This is a genomic window from Paenibacillus sp. P4_A7, assembly GCF_056402455.1.
The window spans coordinates 1-4,745 of the sequence record NZ_JBFUHJ010000438.1 but is presented as its reverse complement, the minus strand read 5'-3'; the positions used below and the strand labels follow the sequence as shown (position 1 = coordinate 4,745).

The window sequence follows — 4,745 nt, the reverse complement described above, 5'->3', positions numbered from 1 at the left end:
TGCTGCACGTGTGCTGGAAATTGAGAATTTCCTGGATCGCAAGCCTCGAGAGCTGTCGGGCGGTCAGCGCCAGCGGGTTGCGCTTGGTAGGGCAATCGTCCGCACGCCTCAGGCGTTTCTGATGGACGAGCCCCTCTCTAATCTGGATGCGAAGCTGCGCGTGCAGATGCGTTCGGAAATTATTAGACTTCATAAAAAAATTGGTGTAACGACGATTTATGTTACGCACGATCAGATTGAAGCGATGACGATGGGAGATCGTATCGTCGTGATGGAGAAAGGGGTCGTACAGCAATTAGATACGCCCGAGAAAATATATAATCAACCAGCGAATCTGTTCGTTGCGAGTTTTATCGGCAACCCTCCGATGAACTTTGTGAATGGAAGATTGGAAGAACACGACGGAGGACTCGAATTCCATACGAAGCGTTTCGCATTGAAGATAGGCGAGAAACAAGCTTATACATTAAGACGCCAGAATTTGATCGATAGAGGGATCATAATGGGTATCCGTCCGGAAAATATCAGCTTTGAACAGATCATGTTGGAAGGGTCCCCGCATTCCATCATTACCGGAACGATGGAATTGAGCGAATTTGTCGGATCGGATCGCTATTATCATATGAATATTGGAATGGAGAAACATCTGATTGCCAGGGCACACCCCCGTTATCACTTTGATGACGGAATGAAAGCTTCCGTGGCCGTGGACATGAACAAGGCGTTGTTTTTCCATAAAGATTCAGGGATTTTACTAATAGAGTAATGGGGGGCTCGAGTGATGAAGAGGGGATTTCGTACGGTACAACGATTGTTACTCCTTATCTTAGTTGTTGCCCTAACAGGTGTTCCGGTATTATCGGGTCACGTGCTAGGGGAGCAAAACGCTGTCGATCAGGGCAGTGAAAATCGGGTCTTTCAAGATGTTTCGACTCGCGAGCCCTATTTCTATTCGATGGCGAAAAAATGGGGAAGTGACAACGTTCCGGCTGGAGCCCAAGAAATCCGGATTGAAGCAAGATCTTTCAGTGCGAAGTCGGATGATGCTGAAGTTTCTGTCGGCTCCTATCAAGGTGAAGACAACGTTCTTTTATGGTCTAAGCCAAAGGGTTGGGTGGAGTACGAAGTAAATGCAGAGGCAGAGGGAATTTATGAATTGGAAACCGAATATTTTCCATATATTCCAGCCGATGGAGGACACCGGCAGTCGGTAATGATGAGTGTCCGGATCAATGGAGACTACCCATTCCGTGAAGCACATTCCATTGCTCTGGAAAGGCAGTTTGCTGAAGCGAGCGCGGAGAAATACGATGATGCCGGCAATCAGCTTCGCTCCTTGATCCGTGAAGAGACAAGCTGGAAAACGACTTCTTTTCGTGATTCGGAAGGAGCGTACAGCCAGCCGTTGCTATGGCATTTGAATAAAGGGATGAATACGATTCGTATCGAAGCGGTTCGTGAGCCAGTCGCCGTGAAATCATTCCGTCTACAAGCTCCGAAAGTCTTAGCTACCTACGAAGATGTGAAAGAATTGTATCCTAACGTTTCTGCAAACGGAAACAAAGAAGTCATTGCAATCGAAGGCGAGCAGTTCAGTTATAAAAACTCATCTTCCATTCAAACGCAATACGATCGCAGTCCACTTACGAAGCCGGCATCGCTTGATCTGGTTCGTTTCAATACGATTGGCGGCATGGGATGGAATAAGGGCGGTCAAGCGATAACTTGGGAATTTGAAGCGCCGAAAGACGGCGTTTATCATTTGACATTGCGCGCAAGACAAAGCTTGCGTAAAAATTTGTCCGTATTCCGCAATATTTATATCGATGGAAAAATTCCTTTTCAAGAAATGAAAAACGTTCAGATTCCCTACAGCAGTGTTTGGAAAGGAATGACCCTGAAAAATCCGGAAGGGGAGCCTTTTGAATTTTATCTCACCAAAGGAAAGCATTCGATCAAGATGGAATCAACATATGAGCTTTACATGCCGATTATCATTCAAATCGACCAAATCTCCAAAGAGCTGCGCGATATTGCCAGAGAGCTGCGCATTGCTACTGGAAACAGCAATGACCAATACCGGGTGTGGAACATAGATAAAGATATACCTGGAATGAAAGAAAGGCTCGACACGCTGAAGACGCAATTTGCTGATTTGACGGATCAAATGCTGGCTATTAATAAGGTGAACGACAATGTGTCGCAAGTATTTAAAACGAGCGCAAAGGATTTGGAAGAATTACTACAAGATCCAAATGAAATTCCATATAGCCAATTGACTATTGGGACACTGCGAGAGAAGATCGAGGCGCAGCGCAAAGAATTGATGGATACGCCGTTTCAGATCGATCAAATCTTTGTTTCGGAGCCGAAAGCGAAATTGCCCAGAATGAAAGCTAACTTCTTCGAGAAGTCGTTGAATATGGTTAAATCGACATTTTATTCGTTTACAAATAAAAACCAGCTAGATAAGAATGCTGACGATGAGCTAAACATCTGGATGTTCAAAGGCCGAGACTACGTTGACGAGCTGCAGCAGTTGRCCAATGAACGATTTACGCCGGAGCACGGTATTAAAGTTCGGATCAACTTGATACAATCTGCCGATTTGATTGTTCTTGGCAAGGCAGCGGGCATTTTGCCCGACATCGCGATTGGGGTTTCCAGCGGATCGATTTTTGATTATGCATTGCGGGACGCGATTTATGATTTTAAGAAGTTCCCGGACTCAGAGAATCTCATCAATAAATTCCATCCGGGCATCATGCAGCCTTATCGCTATGACGGAGGAATTTACGGTATTCCGGAAACCAACAACTTTAATATCATGTTCTATCGAAAAGACATTTTGCAGCAGCTTGGTTTGACCGTTCCGCAAACTTGGGATGACGTGTATAAGATGTTGCCAACGCTGCTCCAGAACGAAGCCAACTTCTATGTGCCGCCGGACAACTATTCATTCTTATTCTTCCAGAAGGGTGTAGAGCTGTTCACAAAGGATGGTCTTTCGAGCGCATTAAACGAGCCTCAAGCATTCGAAGCGTTCAAACAATGGACGGACTTGTACAATGTCTTCGGACTGGAGCGTCAAGTCAATAGTTTCTACCAACAATTCAGAGACGGGACATTACCGATCGGGATCAGCGATTTCAACACCTATATGCAATTGCTTGTTGCAGCACCAGAAATTATGAACGAGTGGGCAATTGCGCCGATTCCCGGAACGAAACAATCAGACGGTACGATTGCCAGGTGGGCTGCAGGCGGAGCGCCAACGGCAAACGTTTTGTTCAACGACACACCCGCAGAAAAGCGTGAGCTCGCTTGGGAATTCATGAAATGGTATATGTCTGATGATATACAAACGGAATTTGGTTTAAACCTGGAGCAATATCGCGGTGAGACGTTCCGCTGGAACTCGGCCAATGTTCAAGCATTCGCTAATATGCCTTGGAAGCAGGATGATCTCGATGTCATTCTCGAACAATGGCAATGGATTAAAGAATATCCGAACGTTCTCGGCGGATACATGGCCAATCGTGAGCTTGGATTTGCCTGGAACAAAGTAGCCATTGATCAGCAAAATCCTCGGATTGCACTGGAACAGGCGAATAAAGAAATCAATCGTGAGATGAAACGCAAGCAGCAAGAATTTAATTATGTCGATGCGCAAGGGAATGTATTGAAAAAACTGGATATAGAAACAATTTCAGAACCGTGGAAAGGAGCAAAACTGAATGACAGGTAATGCAACGACCCTTTCCGAGAAGTTGAGCAGCTCTCCGGCAGTTCAAACGAAGCTAAGCATTTCGCAGCGAATCCAAGGATTGATGAAAGAAATATGGAAATACCGTCTTTCCTATGCGTTTATATTTCCTTTTATGGCGATGTTCATCATCTTTATTCTGATCCCTGTTGTTGCCGGTGTTCTGATTAGTTTCACCTATTTTAATGCTTTCGACTTCCCGACTTGGCGTGGCTGGCTTAACTATCAGAACTTATTTTCGCAAGATGTCGTATTTTTGCAGCATGTGCTACCGAACTCGTTCAAATTCGCGGTTTTCGTAGGTCCTGTTGGCTACATTCTTGCCTTCTTGCTTGCTTGGCTAATCTCCCAGCTGCCCAATACGCTGCGTACCTGGTATTCGCTTGCGGTGTATGCTCCATCGTTGTCCGCCGGTGTTGCGATGACAGTCATATGGACGGTCATGTTTACTGGGGATCGCTCCGGCTATATTAACAGCTTTTTGCTCAAGTGGGGCATTATCGATAATCCAGTCTATTTATTGATCGATAAAGATTATTTGCTGAACATAATGATCGTTATCTCGATATGGTCTTCGATGGGGATTGGATTCCTGGCCATTTTGGCTGGTATTCTCAATGTGGACAAACAATTGTACGAAGCGGGCAAAATTGACGGGATATCTAGCCGTCTGCAGGAGGTATGGTATATTACGGTGCCGATGATGAAACCGCAGATGATGTTCGCGGCAATCATGGCGATCGTCCATACGATTAAATCCGGCGGTATTGGCGTTCAATTGTCGGGCACCAACCCAACGCCGAACTATGCCGGTCAGTTATTACTCGATCATATCGGCGACTATGGTTTTATCCGGTTCGAGCTTGGATATGCCAGTGCTATATCCATTTTCGTTCTTCTGTTGTGTTACGTGCTTAGTAAATTTTTTGGCTTTTTATTTGCGCCGAAGGAGGATGAATAATGCAGGGAAATCGTTTGA

The 4,745-nt window shown here is 45.4% G+C and carries 3 protein-coding genes; all 3 read left to right on the top strand.

Annotation, left to right across the window (positions count from 1 at the left end; genetic code table 11):
- The coding region (locus tag AC1DWN_RS28315) for an ABC transporter ATP-binding protein (RefSeq protein ID WP_477562225.1) at positions 1–766 on the top strand (766 nt) is incomplete at its 5' end.
- Positions 767–781: 15 nt separating this feature from the next.
- A complete protein-coding gene (locus AC1DWN_RS28310) occupies positions 782–3,748 on the top strand; it encodes an extracellular solute-binding protein (RefSeq protein WP_477562224.1) in 2,967 nt (988 codons plus the stop codon).
- Complete coding sequence (locus AC1DWN_RS28305) at positions 3,738–4,727, top strand: carbohydrate ABC transporter permease (RefSeq protein ID WP_477562223.1); 990 nt, start codon at positions 3,738–3,740, stop codon at positions 4,725–4,727. Before AC1DWN_RS28310 ends, AC1DWN_RS28305 begins: the two co-directional genes overlap by 11 nt.
- Positions 4,728–4,745: the final 18 nt, after the last annotated feature.

Bases quoted from the DNA above. Each gene is read 5' to 3' on its own strand.
- AC1DWN_RS28305 (WP_477562223.1), top strand. From the start codon at position 3,738: ATGACAGGTAATGCAACGACCCTTTCCGAGAAGTTGAGCAGCTCTCCG.